1 protein-coding gene (running past both ends of the window) is annotated in these 21,255 nt (G+C 57.8%); it reads right to left on the bottom strand.

All 21,255 nt of this window come from inside a single coding sequence — locus PM04_RS15425, Ig-like domain-containing protein, on the bottom strand. Of the gene's 55,767 coding nucleotides, 18,733 precede the window and 15,779 follow it; the stretch shown corresponds to coding positions 18,734-39,988, spanning codon 6,245 (partial) through codon 13,330 (partial); the first complete codon in reading order (the gene reads right to left) occupies positions 21,251-21,253. The start codon and the stop codon both lie outside this window.

Genomic DNA, 21,255 nt, shown 5'->3' with positions numbered 1-21,255 from the left:
CCGTGGTTCCGGCGCCGTATCCTGTTCCGGCCGTGTTAATTGTGAATTCAACCGCGTCTTTTGCGGTGTTCCAATCTGCATCGATGTCGGCGTCAGTGTTCCACGTTGCGGTTGCGGCGGCATCCACCCCATCAGGGGCTGAAATAGTAACCGAGGGTGTCACTCCAGCCAAATAACCACTACCTGCTTCGGTCAGGGTCAGCGCGTCGACCGCGCCGCCGTTGACAGTTGCCGTGGCCGTCGGGGTCACGCCATTTGCACTTACCGTGAGTTGCGGCGCAACCATATAGCCCGAACCGCCATCGGCCAAGGCGACCCCTGTTAGCACGCCATCCGTCACGACAGCCGTACCGGTCGCGGCAACGCCACCAGCCGGAGTCACGAAGGTCACAGCTGCGCCGTCAGCGAAACCTTTGCCGCCATTATCAATGGTCGCGCCCGACAAGGCCTGCCCCAAGTTAACGGTTTCGGTGACAGTGCTACCTTCAACGCCCAGATAAATCGCCAGACCGCTGGTGGTCCCCGAAATCGTGATCGCGCCGGACGCATCGGTCGTCGAGATGATATCGTCGCCGGTGATCGGCTTCAGCGTCATAGAGACAGCGGCCGCCTCTGGCGTAACCGTTTTTTGGAGCGATTGTGCCGACACGTTACCGGCCTCGTCGCGCACCGTCGCGTAAATCGTACGCGCTACGTCGGGGCGCCACGCCTCGTCAGGGGTCCACAGCCAAGTGCCGTCACTATCCACGCGCACCGTATCCAAAATGCGGTCATCCGACGCATCATAGATCGCCATGAAACCATCCGCTTGGGCATCGCCGTAGAACACAGGGCGGGCCGACGTCTCTGCCGCGACGTTGATCACGGGTGCGTCGGGCGCTTCGGTATCGATGATGATATTTGCAATGCTTTGTGTCGAAGGAATGCCGTCCTTAGTGGCAATCATCAACAGCTCGATTGCGCCGTCATTGCTACCTGCATTGGTGATCTGCGGCAGCTGTGCGGTCCATGCGCCGGTGATTGGGTTGGTGATTTGAACCGAAGAAATCGCCGTGCCATTACCAGTTTCACCGGCCAAACGATAGGCCAGCGTAAGGGTGCTACCCGGCTCGGACAGACCAAATAGGGTAAGGCCATCATTGTCTTGTGTAATATAGTCACCCGCACCGGTGTCATCGTTCACACGCTGCAACGAAGGCGCCGCAGGCTGGACGACCTGCATGTTGATCACTGCGCTGGCAATCTGTTCGTTGCCAGCGAGGGTCGCCCGATACCGTAGGTTCGTTTCGCCGTTGCCGATGGCCTCAAAGTTGCCCTGCGTCATTGTGTGGCGCCAGTTGGTGCCGTCCAGCGAGACATTCTGCGCAAGGAGGTCGCCGTTGGGCAAAAGGATATCGACGGTAGATCCGGCGGTTGCGGTGCCTTTCAGCACGACATCGCCCGCGTTCACGTTTGCAGCGGTCACGGTCCCGCCGAGAGCTAGATCATTTCCGCTGACGACATTGAAGACACCGGTCAACGCAATATCGGGGGCCGTTAGGCTTAGCGAAAGATCAGTGGTCTGGGTCGCGACTGCTGCACTGCCGCCGCCAAGGGGGTCGACCGCGCTCACTGTTACGGTGAACGTGTCATCGGCAAAGCCCGTCAGATCGGAGCTTTGCAGGACATAGTACCAGTTGCCCCCTTCTACCCATGCAGTATGCGCAGGGTTCGTGGTTGTCTCTTGGCTGGCGCTAACGGTCACGACGCTACCTGCATCTACCTGCCCGGTCAGCAAATAACCCTCGTGCAGGGTGTTGATGCTCACGTTTGCATCGGCAGGCGTATCGAGGCTTAGGGTCGGCGCGGCAACCTGACCGATAACCAGACTGAAGATACCCGAAACACCAGAGGTGTTACCGCTGGCATCGGTGACGCGGGCCACCAACGCGTTGGCCCCGTCCGCCAGAGTGTTTTCAGCCAGCAGAGCTGCCTCATCAAAGGGGACACTCCAGCTACCATCGCCATTCACGGCCCCGGAAACGTCGCCCAACGCAGCCTCAAGGTCATCGACCAGATACAGCTTAACGATCGCCCCTGCGGCAGCGGCAGATGTACCCGTGACGGCACTGCCAGTTGAGGCTTCAATGATAGGTGCCGCTGGCGGCAAAGTATCAATGCTGAAATCAACCGATGCGGAGGCTGCGCTCCGCACGCCCGTATCCGTCAAGTTCTTAGCGTAGATCGACTGCGCACCCTCTGCCATTACGGGCAAGGTCGCGGTCCAGTTACCAGTTTGATCTGCGCGCACCTTGGTCAATAGGGTGTCGGTGCCGTCATACAGCTCAACCAGTGTCCAAGGGGTCGCGCCAGCGCCCGACAGGATCGGCTGCGCATCCGTTACGGTCTGAGTTGACCCCACCGTGACGCCAGGAACGTTCATAGTCGGAATAGACGCGGTTTGGCTCGCCGAAATGCCACTGTTGCCGGTGATCGTCGCATAGCCGCTGGAGAAGGAGATATTCCCGTCCAGATCGCGCAATACGCTGCGCACGCTGTGAGTGCCGGCAACAACAGTCGCTGGATCGAAGAACAGGGCACCTGACACATCGTTCTCACCCAGAACCTTGTGCGCGTACACCCGTCCGGACGCATCTTCGAGCGTCAGAACAAAGTCAGCTTGCGCGCCGGCGGTTGTCGTAATGTCCACGGTGCCGGTGGCGTTAATGCTGACACGGTCCAGATCGATATCTTGGCCCGCGACCAGTTCAACATCGCCGGTCGTGGTGCCTTCGGGGCTGAGGGCATTGATCGTGATCAGGTTGTAGGGCGTCTGCGCCTGATAAAGCGTTACCCTACTGGCGAATTGATCCACCAGCTTGGGCGTGACTGCAGTCGCGGCAAGGGTTTGCGTGCTACTGCTGAGAGTTGTGCTCTCCATATGGCTGCCCGCTACGGTCATATCGCCGCTAACCAGATCGACTGCCAATTGCGTGACCCCTGGGGTAAGGGTAGCGGCGGGCGTATGTGTATAGCCCTTGACCTCGATCGCCTTGTTATCCGCGCGGCTGAGCACGATGTCGCCATTTTCAATGACGGCGGATATCGCCGTTTCTCCAGAGACCGCGTTGATCGCCGTTGCTAAGGAAGATAGATCGGCGATCGTGACCGCCGCCGAAACCGTGGCCCAACCACCCGTGGTGTCACGCAGTTGCAGCTGTACCGTGCCATTAGCCGTCAAATCCGATAGCGTCATCGAGGCGCGCTCGGCAGTCACAAGCTGAGTGATCTCTGCGGTGGCGCGATCGCGCAGCTGAACGGATTTGGCGGGTGGTACATTCGCCTCGGAGGACGTCAGGACAATTTCATCCCCTACCCCCAGGGCACCTGTCGTCCCGTCCACGTCGATCTTGTAAAGGCTGGCGTTCACGCCGTCCTCGGTCGATGACAGGATTGGGCCAGATATGGTCGTGTCCACCGAATAGGTAAAGTTGTAGGCCCTCTTCTGCTCGTCCGTCATTGCCGGGAATCTGTCGAGGCTGAAGAACGCAGCGTCGTAGATGTAGTAGGTCGTACCGCCCGCAACCACGCGGTCGGTGAAATAGCTGCCCGAAGCTTCGTAGACCCCAAGGGCGGCATCACCCGTAGGCAACGTGCCTTCCAAGTAGTCCTCGCCCGAGGCCCCGGTTACCACACGCAGACCGCCCACTTCGGACTTGGCCTGAATCTGGCGAGCCACATCGCCGGTCGCGTTCAGCGTGATCTGGTCCACCGCGCCGCCCGTACGGGTGCTGAGCGGAGACGAGAGCGTGATGTTCCCGCCAGACCCAATTTCGATCCGGGTATCTTGTGCATCTGTTCCGACGCTCACACGTTCGTTAGCCACGATGTTCTGGGACGAGAACACCTCTAGGGTATGGGCGGTGTAGGCCTGTGTGGTTGGGATCTGGAAATCTGCACCGCTCTCAAAGCGGACGACGTTCTGGGCATCCAGCCAGATACCTGCGCCGATATCCAGCGTGTTGGCCGCGGTGAAAGTCAGGTTCTGAGCATAGCCCGAACCCTGCACGTCGCCGTTGGCACTACGCACTTCGTAAAGGCCGCCATCCGTGGTCGCACGATAAGCAAGATCACCAGTCAGCGTGCTCATCGAGACATCGCCGGTCAGGGCAGCAGACATGCTCACAACCTCCGCCGCCTCGGCAGAGGTGATCGCGATACTCCCGTCATCCGCACGAATGTCGCTGAGCAGGATAGCATCCACATCGGAGTTCGCCGAGATCTTTAGCGTCAAATCACCGCTTGTGGTCTCTGCCTTGCGCAGTTCGGCGATATCCAAAACTGCATCGATACCTGTGGCCGCGATGATTTCAACCGCGCCGCCCTGATCGGTGTCCACGCTGATCTGCGGACCTGCGCCCAGAGACCGGACATGGCCGGCCGTGACCAGTCGAACATCCAGCGGCAGCTCGTCCAACTCGATATTGCCTGAGCCGTCGGTGTCTAGATCGGACAAACCGCCGCCCTGGGGCGTGGTGCGATCCACACTACGACCAGCGACAATACCGCTGGTGATATCGGCCCCCACCTGAGCGCGGGTTGCCAACACAAGATTACGCGCGCTGTTGAGGTCGATCAGACCGTCCTGGCTGACCAGGCGTTGCACCAATAGGTCGCCGGTGCCGGTCGTCGTAAGGGAGATGTCCCCTGGGCGATGTGTCACTACATCCAGCGTGTCGACGTCCAAACCGCCCAGAGTGACCGCCTCATTGACGCTCAACGTCAGCAGCTCGGCCTGAAGAACGCTCCCTGCCGTCTGATCGACCGAGGTGCCAGCCGTCAGGGTGACATCCGCGCCGTACACCTCGTCAAAGGTGATCATACGCCGAGCGACACCAGCCTCATCACGCACGTCGCCCATGCTGAGCGGTGTGCTGATAGCCACATTGTGCAAGGTGCCCGCCAGGCTGCCCGCGCGCACCAGATCAGCGGTGACGTTGCCATCGGCGTTCAAGCGGATGTTCCCCGCCGCCGTGACGGCGCGCTTAACGAGCAGGTCGGCTTCCAGAACCGCCGCAGTGTCGGTTTCCGGCGCGTATACCGTCATCGCGACGTTATCGAGCCAGATTTCACCGTCTCCAGTCACCTCTGCGTCCAGCGTTTCGGTGTGGATCTTGAACGCCCCTGAGGTGCCCGTCACATCGCTGCGGATATGGCTGGCCGCGCTCAGCACAGCATCCTTACTGCGCAATTGGACGTTGTCACCGCTTGAGAACACACCGCCCGCCGCAGCGTTCAGCGTCATCACACGGTTCACGTAGATATTACTATCGGTAAAGGTGATGTTGCCCGACGTGGTCCCAGCGGTCACCATTAGATCACCCAACTCACCATCGGAGCTGGCCCGGATGTCCGTTGTCACCGCGGTCAGAACGCCACCCGTGCCATCCGTACCCGCGTTCAGGGTGATGTCGACCGCGTGCAGCTTGCCCCGCACGGTCAGTTGATCACCGGCGTTGATGGTGATGTCACCGTCAGAAGTCAATTCACCCTTGTGGGTAAAATCAGCGCCGGTGGTTATGCTGACATCGCCCGCCGAAGTGATCAGCGACGCCTCGTCGAAGGTACTGATCCGCGCCGCATTGATGTTCAGCTTGTTGCCAATCTGAAGCTCGGAGGTAGCTGCGGGCAAGGTCTGCCCGTCAACAAGCTGTGTCCGCGTGGAGGCGAGCGACCAGTCGCGCGCCGAGGTCACGTTCATGTCACCTGTCGTCGATACAAGCCCTGAGACAATCGCATCACGGCCCGAATGAATGTTCAGCTTGGCAGCTTCGATGATTGCGTCACTATATGTCGAGAACGATCCCACACCATCAGACATGACGCGAACCGTGATGTCCTTGGTAGCGGATGTGTACTGCGCCACATCGCGATAAACGGTTTCCTTGGCGGTCTCGACGACTTTGGTTTGCAGATCAAACGTGCGGAACTTGGGACGGTTCTGGAAAACCGACTGGTCGTTGGACACCCACTGGAACTGCAAGAAACCGCGAGTATCAGTGACTTGATGCTCTTTTGACTTCCACTCGGCCGTGTAATCGACGTAATCCTCGGTCTCAACTGTAGACTTCCAGTAATTCCCCGTTTCATAGACAAATTGGAGGCGCGACCAAGGCGGCAAGTCGTTCCAGCGGTCAAGGCCACCTTGGGTGTAACCCTGGATCGGATGTTCGCGATAATCCCATTCGTTCGGTTCGCCGGGGTTCCAGTTTCTGTAATGGCTCTCATAACCGCTAAAGCGATACGTTCTGCCCGCCCAAAAGCTGTTCGCAATCGCACCAGGTTGGCTCTGGTTATACTTAACGTCGTACATAATACGATGATACTCGTCATTGACCATCCCGAACCAGTAAGACTGGCCGTTATTGACGACGGCATCAATTGCGTGCGCCTGCGTAGAATTAGTGGCGTTGGCAAGCGTATAGTTGTTCGCTGCCCAAACGTGGTCCGCGCGGAACGACGACAAGTTGTACTGCTTGTGAACCCAGTTGTAATCAACACCGACGTTGCGCACGTCGCTGGCATTGGCGCGGCCCAGCATCTGTAGATCGGACGTCAAATTGCCAGAGCGCAAGAAACCTTCAGGCGCAACAACACGGCGACCCAAATAGTCGCGCCCCACATTGCCTTCGCTTAGCGCATTGATTTCACTCTGCGTCAGCGGGCTCGCTTGTTGTGCCCAACCGGGAATATAGTAGCGCTCGGCGGTGGTGCCATCGGTCAGTTTAAAGGTGCGATAGGCCACGTTGCCCGCTGCCGTTTCGCCCGCCACACGATTGGTGCTTTGCCCCCCATCGAACACGACCTGCCAGGTGTGATCCATGCCATCATAGTCAACTGTGTTGGTCGATTTCCTATGACCTTCGTTCGGATCAGCTAACCGCTCATAAGCCCCCCGGAACTCCTTCTCCCAATCCGACTTGATCTTATCGTAGTAGGCTTCCGCTGTATCAAAACGGGTGCCGACCACTTCGGGGCTCAAAAGCCCAGCGCCTGTGGTTACGACGCGGGCCAAATCTTCTTCGGCACCGACAGGCAGCTCAATCCAGATGTCGCTGATACCATCCACCGGCAAGTTCACGCGATGCGTCAGGCGGGTCTCCCCCGCGGCCAGCGGACGGGTCCATTCGGGCCGCCAAACGTCGACAGTGGGATTGCCGTTAATCACACGATGAATTTTAAGCTCGCTAGCTTCGAATTTATAAACCGGCTTGTATCCGATGGTCTGCAATACGGCCTCGCGATGCGCGCCTAGCAGCTGACCAAAGGTTTTCTGACGGTATTCCTTATAAACGCCATCTTTCTCTAGAATGTCTTGCTCTGGCACCGACAAGCCAAAACTCGCCCAGTCAATTACCGGGATATTGCCGTACTGCGCCACCTTATTGTCGGTTGAGTCAACTGGAACCGCGCGGTTCAGGTAGTCCACACCTTCGATAAAATATTCTCGGTGAGTTGTGCCGTTGAAGTATCCAAGCTGCGTGAGGTTTACGTTCATCGTGGTAAACTCATAGCCCACCTTGACCGACTCCAAACCTTCTTGCTCGGTTATCGTCGTTTCAACCCATTTCACCACAGGCACGTCTACCACGCCTGCAACTTCCTGATTGTACCCTGTGAGCTTGTCGTAGGTTATCGTCTCGGTCCGGAAGGTTGGCGTCAGAACCTTGCGCGTGCCCGCACTGCTAGAGGCCGACGCATCGAGGAAAACATCGGTTCCGGCCTCCAGTTGAACGGTGCCGTCAGACTGGATGTTCGCCTCTCCCAAAACGTAGATCGAACCGCTGCCCAAACTGTCCGCTGCAACGGTCGCGCTGGCTGCGGTCGCATCTACGACTGTTGTGGAAATCCCGGCCCGCACATGGAGCTTACCTGCGGTGTTGCCTTCGCCGCTCTTAATCGAGCCGTACACAGACACATCCCGCGACGCGTTCGCCCAAACCGTGTCCTCCGCGAATATGTCACCCGCCACATAAACCGTACCATCAGCCCGCACATGCACGCTTCCTGCGGAAGAAATTTTGGCATTGGTCAGAGCGCTGTCCGACAGTTGCTGCGATTGGATCAGGACGTTGCCGTCGGCAATCACATTGACACGAGATCCAGTGTCCCACGTCTTGACCAACGCCCCTTCGATAAGGTTCAGATCCTGACCGGAAATGTCGATCAGATCGGATGCATTGACGTCTGCGCGGATCATCATCTGCGCACTGTCAAGGCTTTCGATTTCAATCGTGGCGGTGTTTGCACTGCCAGAGCCATTTGCCTGACCAATGTTCCCATTCAGATCAAGCAGGCCCGTGCCCTCGATCCGGATGGTGCCGCCAAGGCCGGTATCGATCACCGCGCCGGTGATACGCACCGGCGTACCGACAGCCTCTGTGCCGACCGATGCCGTGGCTCCTGCCGCCAAGACAGCTGCCACAATCGCGCCTTCGGCATTGGCGGTCTCTTGGATCCACGCACCGGAGTTATCAACGACCCCGAGCAGATCACTGCCCATGAGATAACCGTTTTCATCGACGAAATACGTGTCTGCCGCGATGACTTCTACGCCATCTGCATCCAGAACTGCTTGGTTCATTCGATAGATAAGCTCGGACGTCAGAACCGAGAAGCCGAAGGAATCTGTTTGCCCCCCGCTGATATTCACCTCGGTATGACCTGTGATCGCACCGCTGATATTGGCTTCTTTTCCAGTGTTGATGTCAACCACACCGCCCGCGTCTTTTGCGAGGACAAAGCCGTTCAGCACCATGTTTCGCTGGCTGTTGAGGGTGATGGTGCCAGACGCATCGCCCGCCACATTCACCGACTCAACAGTTGATCGCGCATCGACCCACAGCCCGGTGCCCGGATACGAAGGATCCCCGTATCCCGCACCGCCGTTCAAGGTAATGTCACCCGTGGCTCGAATTTGGCCCCCAAATGCCACGCCGTCCGCTGCACGCGTGCCCATTGATAATTGATCGGCCACTGTGATCGACACATCCGCACGATCACCCGTAGCGGTCAGAACGCCACCGTCGATGGTGGCACCGGCATGAATGGTGCCGATGGTGTCAAGCCCCGTGACCTCAATTGTAATGGTCGAGTCCGCGTCAGATGTCGCTATCCGTGCTGCTGACTCAAGGGTCAGGTCCCCCCAAAGGTCGACATTCACGCTATGGGCCGCCATCAGGTTAGCACCGCGCCGCACATTTTCCACGACGGCACCCATGACAAGATGACCACCATTAATGGTCACATTGCCAACGTCCATGCTGGCATCAACCATCGTCATCGCTGCGCCATAGGTAATCAGCACTTTGGCGTCGCTGTGACCTGTTAGATCGGTACCGAAAACTATGCTGTCCACTGCGTCCAAACGGACTTCGTGCGTGGCGGTGCCGGAATTGAAGGTACTGGTGATGGGCCCCTGCAAATCGAGAACGATGCCCCAGATATCCAACTGACCCGCGGCATTGATGCGGCCCGACGCCTCGTTCAGCGTCACGGTCCCCTGAGTGGAACCGATGGAGATGGTCTGATCGTCCCGCAAGGTCTCAACCGTTCCATCAACGAAGACTTCGTTCGGGCCCGCCAGCGTAATTGAGCCGCCGGCATCCGCCGCGCGCACGGTCGCGGTGTTGTCGATCCACAAGGAACGAGCATCGACACCACCGGTCAGGGTGACCGCATCATCGGCTTGGATCAGACCTTGGATGCGCAATTGCCCCAACGCCTTCAGGTCCACATCACGGCCCGCGCCACGCGCAATGATGTCACCCTGCAACAGAGCCTGTGAGCTGAGATCGAAGGTGATGTCACCATCCAGAGTTTCCAGCACACCGGTCGCTGCCAGATCGACGCCTTCGCCAGCTTCGGCGTTTCCGGTGTTCAGCACGACAGAGCTGTAGGCGCGAATTTTGCCCGCGATGTATAGCTTGCCGTTATCTCCCTGAGGTGCACCGATGTTGATCAGCGAACCCTGCCCTGGCGCATCTATCGAGAAACGCTGGGACGAGGTTACTTTTACCACGTTGCCCGCGCCGTTTGTCTGCGCCCCGTAAGCGTCGGCGGTGAAGGCAACACCTAAAAGATCGGCGTTTTCATTAGTATGGCCGCTTATCGCGCTGCCGATGGCAGCATCGGTCAAATCTTCTCCGGCCGCGGTTATGACAGTGTGCACGGTCGCGCCTGCGGCAACATCCGACGTCTGCACGACACTGACCTCGAAAGGCGAGGTAAATCGAATATGGCCATCACGCAGCTTGGCCGCAATGTCTGGCACCTGGTCAGAGGGATCGCGCTCGTCTATCACGCGCATCGCCTCAAAACCACGATAGACAGTGTTCAACTGCGGGGTGACGCCAGTCTCAGGCGCATCGGACTGGACAACCACCCAATCGGCAGTCGCGAGCTTGGTGTTCATCAGACCAGTCAACTGACTTATGGTCGTGAAATCGGCGGTCTCGGCCTCAGTCAAGCTGATTGCCGCCTCGACAGTGTAGCGCAGCTTGTCGATCTGGACCAGCACGGTCAGGTCGTTGTTGCCAACTGCATCGCCAACCGCGGGAACCAGCTTCCCATCGGCGCGATAAGCCCAGCCGGACAGAACCAATTCCTGCACATCGCCCGGCGGCAGGATATCCACTCGGCCCGGCGCGTTCAGGTTGATTTCTGCGTTATCGCGAAGGGTCAAAATTTGTGCCGAACCCAACAACGAGAGACCACGACCATAAAACTTGTCCCCGTCCGAGGTCAGAGTTAGCGGAGCGGTCAGGTCAAGGCCAGACGCATCCACGTCCATGGCGGTTATACGACCGTCGGCATCCAACGTCGCCGTGGCGTCCTTGGTCGTGGTGCCGTCGGTCAACGCGAACGTGACCCGATTGTCATAGCCGAGGCCCGGGTTGACGATGGTAAACACAACCGCGCCCCCAGCCACGCTAACGCTGATATCGGCTGTTTCACGAGCATCGACGCCGCCGATCAAATCGACCTGCTTGCCTGCGCTGATATCTGTGTGGATGAGCAACTGACGGTCGGCGCGTACCTTGATCACCGAGTCTACATCGTAGTTAACCAAATCGCGGCCGATGTATTTGCCGACTGCATCAATTTGCATGTCGCTGCGACCGCCTGAAACCAGCGTCCCGCGCATATCCACGTCGCCCACACCGTACAGGTCGATCAACCCATCAGAATAGCTCTCACCGGGGGCGCGGCTGCGGACATTGTCGGCGTCGTAATCCCAACGACCTTCCACCACCAATTCGGACGCGGCATGAACCAACATCCCAAAGCCGGTTTCTGCATCAAAGCCACCCCGCGCGATGATCGCTTCGCTGGCGTTAATATAGCCGCCGGTTTCGATCTGTTCACCCGCTTCGTTCAGCGTTCGCCCGCCGATGTAAATGCGGCCTTCGCTTTCCAGGTAGACGGTGCTGTCGCGGCCAGACCAATCCACGGTCTGGGACAGCATCACGTATTCACCGTAAATGTCGTCTGGATCGAGCGGCCCGAATTCCTGCACAAGACGGCCGCCCGATGTGACGGTCCCCATGATCTCAATCCGCTGATCTCCGGTAACGCTGACCGTCGAGCCACGCCCGTCTGCACCCAGCCCGAACGCGGTGATACCACCGGACGAATTGATCAACACCGAAATCAGGTTCGGATTCTCTGCCGGGGCGGTGATCATGTCCGCGCCGGTCCAATGATCGTCCCCGCCGGGTGTGCCGCCCACAACGGTGACGTCACCGCTGGCCAATAGGCCGGATTCTAGGCGGATTTGTTGACCGGCCTCAACCAAAATATCGGACGCGCCATTTCCGTCTTCTAGCGCAAAGGTAACGCCCGTTTCACCGATCTCGCCGCCAGCAACCAGCGCGCCAAAGATATCAACGTCTTGCGCGCCTTTCACATGGATATCACCATCCGCATTTTCGGTACGGATCGTGCCGTTTGCGGCTACGTAGATAGACGAACCGCGGCTGTCTGCCGTCGCGCCGCCTGACGTCAGTGCATTGCCGTTCACGTCCACACCACCGTAGAGGTTTAGGCCCTCTTTCGCCGTCACAAATGCCTCAACGTAGAGGAACTCATCCGACTGAAGTGTGACCTCGGCTCCTGCGCCACGGGCCTCTACAATGCCCCGAACAATGACTTCCTGATCCGATCGCAGGGTCAGCGACTTGTTTTCGCCAAGGCTGACGATCTGGCCGGTGACGAGCAAACCGTAGCCTTGCGCATAAAGGTCGCCATTGTCGTCGCGCCGCGCCAGATAATGGTCTGGCGTTGCGTCGGCGATGCCCGCGAAATAAGCGGATTTGTTGAAGATGTTGTAGCGCGGATAATAGTCGGGGTTTTCGCTCCCGTCTGGGAGTTTGCGAGCCCCGAAAATCTGCCCATCGTACATTTGTTCTTTGGACGAGATTACGAGGTCACCCGACGTCGAAATCGCGCCACCCAGCAGCATAGCCCCTTGAGATTCCAGATAAACTTGGCCGTTTAGGCCGGAGAAGCCGAGCGCATCGAACAAGACGCCCGACGATTCTTCAACCACTGCGCCATTTGCCGTCATCTCGATATTGATATCGACAGTTTTCTGGACGCCTTCTTCGGAGGTAAATGTGTAGCTGTCGGTTGCCGTATCCCCGATCTGCATATCGGCCACTGCCGCAGAATCCAGCGTAAAGGACCAGATACCGTCCGAGGTTGTCATGGTGCCCAAGCCGCTGTCGGTCACGATACCCGAGATATCGGCATACACGGGTGTATTCTTGACGCCCACGCGCATGGAGGTGCCAGAGTTCACCGAAAGCACATCCTGAGAGACCATGCGCACGGTGGAATTGTCGCCTTCGGCAAACACGCGTGAAAACTGGACCAGGATCATCGGGCCATCGGCGGCGACATCAATGGTGGACCCATCGCCTTTGACTTCGATCTGGCCGGCGGTCTCAATAGCCGCTTGCGAATAGATGTTTATGTTTGACGCATCCGCCGACGTTGTCAGCAGTGCAGTCGAGTCAATTTTCAGACCCAGCGAGCCTGCCAGATCATTATAGACCGGCGTAATATAGTCATCATTGTGGAAGACCGAGCCTGTGTCCTGCCAGACATCCAAAGTGATGAGGTCAGTCGCCTTCAGCCAACCGGAAATAACCGCCTGACGACCCACGTTGATGTCCAGTTCACGGGCGAACAGACCGGAGTCCGGCAAACCATCGGGGTCGTGCAGGTTTTTGGGTTCAACCGCCAGAAGGCGAGCATTTATATGCAAGATATCGTCTGGGGCCTGAACGTCGCCCTGAACACTCATGCGGTCGGTGTACAGGAACGTCTCGTCCCGCCAGCTCGCCACACGGGTGGTGTCATCGCGCAGGTTGCCGGACATTTTTACCGTCTCGGCGACTTTTATGTCCCCTAGGCGCATCATGTTTTGATAGTCACTGCGGCCGATGTGGATTTGGTCGAACCCATCCGCGATCGCAGCAATATCACGTGACGAGAAGTAGAAGCCCGGCAGGGACGACTGGCGTGCTTCGTCTTCAAACCAATCCTCACCGCTCACATCTTCGGCGGCGGTGCCCATAAAGTAGTCAGACACCAGTTTCTGAGTGCGCAGCGTCAGCAGCCCTGCGCCCACCAGACGGCTCTGGCCGCTGACCATGTCCATATCATCGACCGTGAAGGTGATGTCCCGGTCATCTTCCAGCACACGGACATAGCCCGCCTCCAGCTTCAAAAGGCCGTCGTCAATCAGAATGTCGATAGACAGATCACCGTGAGCGACTTCAATGGCCACATCATCGCGGATGTTTGCCCGGTTCATCTGCAACAGATCGCGCCATTCGTCGGCACCTTCGGCCGTATCAAAAACCCACTTAACCTCGGATTCCCACTGGCTGTCAGGCGGGGTTTGATCCAGCACATAGCCCGGGTTCTCGATGCTAAAGAGCGCCCGCTCTTCCACCAAAGTCAGATCGTCATCTTCAACGAAGATCACGTCGCCCACGCCATGTTTGGCGGTTGCAACCGTCAGTTCGGCAACACGCGTCTGGATCGGTTTCGAAACGGACCCCACCGCGTTCTTGGCCTTGATCATGACATAGGCATCGGCACCGGCGATCTTCACACCAGTGTCGTTAATAAAGCTGCCATCGGCCACCTGGAACCGCATCCACGCATCACCGAGCGTGTTCTTGGTCATGTCGTTCGAAGACGAGATATCCGCCCGCAGGATGATGTCCGAGCGGTCACCATAGGTTCGCATGTCAAGCATTTTGGACTGTGACATGCCTGCGTTCAGAATGGTTATGTCGTGGTCAATCTCGATGTCGCGGATGGACTCGTAGATCACGCCGCTCGCCATAAGCTCGCTGTCTTGCCAGATCGTCCGACCAATGGCGCGGAGTTCAGTGCGACCAAGATTGACCACTGTCTGATCGTCCAGCGCGGCAAAGCGTACGTCCTTGCCGAAGGATTCAATGCGGTTAGCATCATATGCCCCGCCTTTACCCAGCAGCGTCAGGCGTTCAACGGCCCCATCGGTGTAGGTGATAACCTCGCGCCCGTTCTCAAGACGGCCAAGCCCCAGTTGCAACGCATCATTCGTCGCGCGCGCGGTGCCCTGTTCAACGATAATTTCGTCAAAGTCGCTACCGCTCTCGATTAGGTTGATGGTGCCGGTGTCACCGGATGCGCTCGCCCGTGCGGTGCGGAAATGGTAATCGTCTTCGCCGCCAGTATCGCGGATGTCGATCTCCCACTCCGGGAAGGAGGTGGTGTAGATTGTGTCGCTCGCCGACGTCAGGGTGATGTCGTCGATGGTCGCGCCGGACATGCGGATTTCTTCTTCGGTGCCTTTGTCAATGATATTGACTGAACGCTTGGTGATCGTGGCCGAGATCCCGGCACTGACGCGCGAGAGGTCGATCGCCGAATTGCCGTCTCTATCAGAGAACCGGTCTTCACCGTAGTTGTCTTCCCACACGTATGTGTCGTAACCGCCGCCACCGCTAAGACGGTCGTTCCCAGTGCCGCCCCACAGCTCGTCGTTACCTCCGCCCGCGCTGATCCGGTCGTTGCCTGCCCCGCCCTTGATCGTATCGTTCCCAAGCGCGGTGGTAATGCGGTCGTCTCCGTCGCCGCCCTCAACCGTCCACCCGGTGCTGGTCCCGGTCCCAGAGACAAAGTTGCCTGGAGAATAAGTGGGCTTGCCGTCGGAGTCGGTGCCGGTTTCGCCCTCCTCAAAATAGCCGATCTGAATGGTATCGGCGTCGCCGCCGCCCCGCAGCGTACCGCCGCCGTGGCGCGCCCAGAACTGATCCTTGCCCGCGCCACCGTCGATATCAACGGTCACATCGCGCAAACGGGTCAAGTCAATGCTATCATCCCCGTCGCCAAAATTGGCCACAACTTTGCGCACGCCGGAATAGCTCTGGTACCAACCGTCAAATTCGACGTTCACCGTGCCACCACTGCCGGAAAGAACAACGTTCTCACCACCATCGGTCGTGTTGAAATATTTGCGCAGCTCGGCGCGGCTACCCATGTTCAGATGCAGGGTGTCGCCTTGCTTGGTTGCAAGGTAGGGCTGCACACGTGGTGCGTTATATTCCAAGTTGAATAGATTGATGCGGAACAGCTCCGCCTCAAACAAGGTGATGGTGGTTAGAAAAAGATCCAGTTCAACAAAGATGCCGGCGACGAAATCCGCGCCCATCGTAATATTGAACAGATTTTTGAAACCGCCGCCTTCATACTCGAACATCGTGGCCATTTCACTGCCACGGATACGACCATCGCTTATCCAATCGACGTTGGTCACGTTCCCAAAGGTGTCTTTGGTCAGCTCCGAGGTTGCGATGTCTTGCAGATCTAGACCTGCATAGAAGTTGATCGCTGCCAGACCCCCACCCGAAATCGGGCCGAGGTTCACACCCAGTTTCAGGCCGACGGAAGCGGAGATGTAAAACTCATCTTTTTCGTCACCACCTGTGCCCTTAACGATCTTGCCGTTCTTGAAGGTCGGCAAGGTCCAGTCATGGACAAAGAACCCATCGAGCGCATCAAGCGGATTACCGCTGTCGATCGCTTTGCGGATACCGAAGGTGTCGTACCCAAAGGCCAGATCGGCAATCGCTTTGAAATCCACAATACCGTCAACCTTGACCATGATCGGTCCGATTGGCACGCGCGCAATGGGCACTTGCGCGCTCAGCCCTAGCCCCAATAGCGGCAATTCATAGCTGAACAGAATGGCGTCGCCACCCGTCATCAGCGCTTTCCAATTGTCCAAGTCCTTTAAGTATTCCAGTGCCTTGAAGCCCGACCGATTTTCCTTGATCGATCCCGCCGAGAAACTGCCGGAGCTGGCGCCGGATGACTTCGCCTCTACGTCAGCCATTTTTCTCAACAGAGCCGGATCAATGGCCTGCGTGGTTTCTTCCGAACGCACGTTGCCCGAGCCAAAGCCCTTCAGGTCGCCCAACATGATCCAGCCACCATCACCCCAGCTACGGATCGTATCCGGCAGGTCGGTCATAAAGAGAACCGCGTCGAAGAAGGCCCGTGGGATTTCCGGCTTACCCTTGAGTTTGAGGAACCCGTTCAAAAGGCCGAGCGGATTTGGCTCAATGCCCGCAAAGCGGATAAAATCCAAACCGTTGATGTCAGTAATCATCGTCCGGACAAATGGCTCGAACGGGGAAAGAACACCCGCGATCCGTTCCGCGGTTGGCAGCAGGAAGTCATTGACCAGCGACCCTACATCGATCCGCAGATCGACAATATCGACGACTGGTTTGGCTACAGATTCGCCATAATTCCAATCCCAATCCACGGTCAGGTTGGCCGCCAGTGTCGGCATGACGTCGATACCGATAACCCGCAGGGTCATCTCCAAGTCAACTTCGGTATCTACACCAAAGACGATGTCGAACGTCTGGCTTGGCGATTGCGAGAATAGCTTCGTGACCGGAAGGCGGCCGCGCTCGTCACCGTTTACGTCAATACCGAGAATGGCGCGCACACCGGACTTTTCGCCATTGGGCATCGCATCCACAACGGTCGCCCCAAAGAAGAGAAGCGACCCGTTTGCGGTGAACGGATTCCCGCCTTCTCCCTCCAAAAGAGCGTTGGCAGTGACACGGATTTCTGGCTCATCATCAGTGTTGGTCTTCAAATAGAAGCCAGATGAGGTCGAGATACCAAAACCGAAGTCCCACGCCCAACCCAAATCAAGGCTGAAACCGCCGTCGATATCGAGCGTAAAACCGGGCAGGTTCAGATCCAGCGGGATATCCACATCGGCACCCGCCAGATGCATACCCATGTTCATATCAAATTCGATGCCATCAGCGGCGGATGGGGGCAGATCGCCCATGACCCAGTCGCCAAGGCTCTCACCATCACGGTTCACCCAGTAGACACTGATGTCGTTGATATCGACGGTTCCGTTTTCATCGTGGTCTAGGATGATGTCCAGGCCCGTGCTGCCGAACAGATCCCACAGCGAGTTGCGCATGATGCCAACCGTGCCGCCCTCGGACGACAGTTTGGCGCGCAAGTCCTCAAGGAAACCGACACGCACATCGCGGACGAACGTCCCCACGTTCGACAGTTTGTCCCCGATGAAGGGAATGTCACGGGCCAGTTCGTCAGACAGTGTGTCCTGCACCACGCCCAGTGCCCCATCCACACCGTCCAACAAACGGCCCGGATCTGTCAGCATTCCCAACAAAGAGAAGTCGCCAAGGAATTGGTCCATGATGTCTTGGACGTTCGGAACCTCGACGATCAGCGCCTGCCCCTCGATCGGACGGCCCGCGGCCATGTCTAAAAGACCCTGCAAGCCTGCATCAGTGGTTTTTACATTGAAGGCAGACAGCGAGATGTCGGGCAGGCCCGAAACCTGTAGCGACATGGGCAGGTTCAGTGACATTGCCCCGTCTAACGCGTAACTGAGGTTGTCGCTCAGACGTTCGGGACCAAAATAGAACTTGCCGTCATCCGCCACGCGGCCCGACTTCTGGTCCAGTTTGACCGTGAATGTCGCGTAATCTTCGGTGGCGGCAATGCCGTCGCCGTCAATCGCGGCCGTGCCGCCCACAACGCCGATTTTGGCTGGACCAGCCTCCAAGCCCAGATAAAGGTCCTGCCCCGCCACGCGCAGGCCTAGGTTGGCGTAAGTCCCACGCGCCTTGTCGGCAGCAACCGCATATTCCTGATCGACGGTGACTTCCGTGAACAGAGCCTGGGTTTCCCCTTCGGCCAACTGCTCTTGTGCACCCGCGTAGAGAGTGACCTTTACGCCCGTCTGCTCGCTCAGCCAGTCAGCCATGCTGACAATGGCATCCATCCGGCGACCTGATAGCTGACCCGCGCCATGCACCGCATCGATGTTGCGGTCAGTCTCGCTGTTTTCCGTTTCTTCCAGCCAATGACTGTTCAAAGTCGCCGAGAACGCCACAACCCCCTCGCCCTGCGCGGCGATGGTCGACTTCAGATCGGTCAGGATTTTATCCCGTTCTGTTTCCGACAAGCTCGACGAACGGTTCGCAAAGTTCACCGCCCCGAAAGCGGCGACCGCATTTTGCGCCACACGGGTGGGGTTGTAATCGTAAAGAAAGACCTCTGGTCCATCATCGGTCAGCCGTACGCCCGCCTGCACCCGGAAATTCACGAACGCCGACAGGTTGATCTTGCCCGCCGCGCCCGGATTGATGACGTCGGCAATGTCATCGACAAAGTCGAAACCAGCCAACGCATCGGGGCCAGCAATCGCCGCCAACTGTTGCAGATCAAGATTGAAGCCGAAGTTCTCAGAGAACGCAGCCCCGAGGTTCAGGTGAATGTCCAGAGTGTCGCCATTGATGGCCAACGCGAATGTCTGATCCTCGACAGCAAGGGTGTTGTCATCCGTGATGCCAAGGGCGTTTTCGATGATGCTTTCGACCTCACCAATCGCTCCGGCGGGGTTCTGTTCGGCTTCTTCGAGTTTGCCAAGAAACTCATCGACAAACGGGAACACGTCCTCGAGCGACCGGCCAACGATTGGCATCACCACCGTATAGAACGGTTGATCTTCGATCGCGTCACGCACCATTTCCAGGCCGGTTCGGGTGGCGGAAATGATGTCGCCGAAGGACATATCCTTGAAGTCGAACATGGCGCCCAAATCGGGCAGGATGACGACGATATCGTTTTCCGCGACCTGCCCCAACCGGATTAGCTCTTCCACGTCCGCGGCATACATCGGGTTCTGGTCGATGACCTTGAAGTCACCGGGATTAAACAGGTCCATCGCTGTCAACGAGACCTCGATATTCGGAGCCAACGGAATATCCGACCCCAGCCCCGGATCAATCGTCAGACCACGCAACCGTGCCGAAGCTTGACCGCTTAGATCAAAGTTCAACGCAGACGCATCGAGTTCGCTGAACGCAAAACGTGTGTCGCCCTTGACGACTTCGTCCGGGTTGCGATCCAGCGTCACCGAGACATCGGCCCCCAGATGCAGCCCCGAACCAGTCCCGGCGCCGCCAGCCGTAGCCTTCAGAAGACCCAGTTGCACGCCGACCTCAAGATCTGTCACATCAAGGGAGGCAGACGCCGTCAACGCAACGTCTTCCATGCCCAGCGTGAACGAACCTTCACGTAGGACGTAGCCCATGTCGTTCATGGTTTCGTCTACGGTGCGATCCAGTGCCACCACATGGGTACCACGATAGCCGACGATCTCATATTTCTCGCCGCCAAGTTCCAGCGTGTAACCCACCATTGAGGTATCGAAGATAAAGGTCTCATCGCTGAAAAGGTTCGTGTCTTCGGTGATCTGCCCCTTTTCCCCAAGGAAGGTCTTGCCATCGAGGTCCGCAAAGAAGCCGATGGTGCCCGCGACATGCACAGCCATACTGCCACGTGCGTCAGTGCTCAGGTTTACCGCATCGCTACCCAGCTCGAAGTTCAGCGGGATGTCGAACGGCGTCAGATCATAGCTGAAGGCGAGCGGGATACCGAACGACCGTTCCACAGGATCAAAAGTAATCCGCAAACCCGCCGGCAGCACACCGGAACGGTTCACGGCATCCATGAACTCCTGCAAGGTCTGGATCTGCTCCCGCGCCTCATGCATGACCATGCGGTAGGTGCCTTGGAGGCCCGATGCACTGCGCAAAGTGACCGAGCGCTCATCCAGCAGCGTGTCGATGGCATAGGTGCCAACTTCCGTTTCCACACCGTTGGAAAACTGGAACAGTGTGACTTCCAGACCATCAACAAATTCTTCGGTCAGGCCGCCCTGTGGATTGACCAACGCGATTTTCTCAGACCCATCCACGTTCACAGGAGTGACATTGACACGGTCAACACTTAGCAGGTCAACGCGTGGACGGTTGAAATCAATCTTGTCGTAAACGTCGGTTTTGAACCCCTCGCCAAAGTTCAGGACCTGATCCAGACCGGCATCCAGGAACGGCAAACCATTGGCGAAAATATCGCTGTCCTGAATGTCCTGCAGGGTTTCTAGGAAGTCCGGGAACATGAGGATTAGGTCAACAACCGAAAGGTTGGTGAAATCACCGATGGCGTCAAAATTCTCGGTCGTCCAAGCAACATCACCCGCAAACGGGTTGCCTGAGGCGATCAAACGCGGGGTTTTGCCTGCTGCCAGATCAAGGCTGCCAAGCTCTGCATAGACCGGCAGATCCAGCGTGAATTCGTCACGCGTTTTCACGACTGACAAGCCGCTGGTCGTCTGTTCGACCCTGCCCGAAAGTGCGAGTGATAATGACCCGGTTTCCCGCTCCACATCCCCGATGCTGACAGCAAGCGGCCCCAGTGACGCGGTAATATCGATGTCATCGACCTCGGCCGTGGCATCAAAGTTCAAGCGCTTCAGGTTGAAGTCGAAATCGCCCGCCGACCAGTTGATGTCGATATCGAAGGCCACATCCAGCGCCACATCGATGGCCGCGTTCACCTCCCCATCGATCGATAGAAAGAAGTCCTCAACCGCCTCATCGAAGCGCAGAGTGACATCGCTTTGAATGCGGAAGGTATCGTCAAAGGCGATCTTGACGCCGTCGCTACTGGTGACCAGCTTTAGCGCACCTTCGGACAAACCCAGTTCTGGCAGCCAGTTTGCTTCAAGGTAGGATAGCAAGCCCTTCATGGTCGGCTGGCTCAGGCTATCTTCGTCATAAACCGGCGCGGCCAAATGAC

It is taken from the genome of Thalassobacter sp. 16PALIMAR09, assembly GCF_000765485.1.
GTDB classification, from domain to species: domain Bacteria; phylum Pseudomonadota; class Alphaproteobacteria; order Rhodobacterales; family Rhodobacteraceae; genus Thalassobacter; species Thalassobacter stenotrophicus.
This window is presented reverse-complemented; position numbering and strand designations above follow the sequence as displayed.